Source organism: Bacillus sp. AFS077874, from assembly GCF_002566505.1.
Classification (GTDB): domain Bacteria; phylum Bacillota; class Bacilli; order Bacillales; family Bacillaceae_G; genus Gottfriedia.
The window spans coordinates 1-448 of the sequence record NZ_NUYF01000031.1; the positions used below are offsets into that span (position 1 = coordinate 1).

1 protein-coding gene is annotated in these 448 nt (G+C 36.4%); it reads left to right on the forward strand.

Annotated features, from left to right (window positions below; genetic code table 11):
* A partial coding sequence (locus tag COJ46_RS19345) for a SpoVR family protein (RefSeq protein WP_141540908.1) occupies positions 1-448 on the forward strand: 448 nt, incomplete at both ends.

Here is a 448-nt window from a genome sequence, read left to right on the forward strand (position 1 = left end):
AAAGAAATGCGTGAGTTAGGTGTTAAACCTGGCAGCGGAAGAGAAAAAATGTTTGAAGTACGTGAATTAGAGTCCGATAGTTCATTTATACGAAACTACTTAACGAAAGATCTTGTCATGCGTGAAGATATGTATCTATTCCAGCGACAAGGTAAGGAGTATAAAGTTACTGATAAAGCATGGGAAAATGTACGTGATCAACTAGTAGTTAGTCGAGTAAATGGAGGATTCCCATATATCGTTGCTCAAGAGGGCGATTACTTAAAAAATGGTGAGCTTTATTTGAAGCATTCCTATGAAAATATGGAACTTGATGTGAAGTATGTTGAGAAGGTAGTGCCTTATATTCATCAGTTGTGGGGTAGAGGGGTTCATTTAGAGACGAATATTGAGAATAAGTCTGTGTTGTTTAGTTATGATGGGAAGAATATTCATCGGAAGTATATTT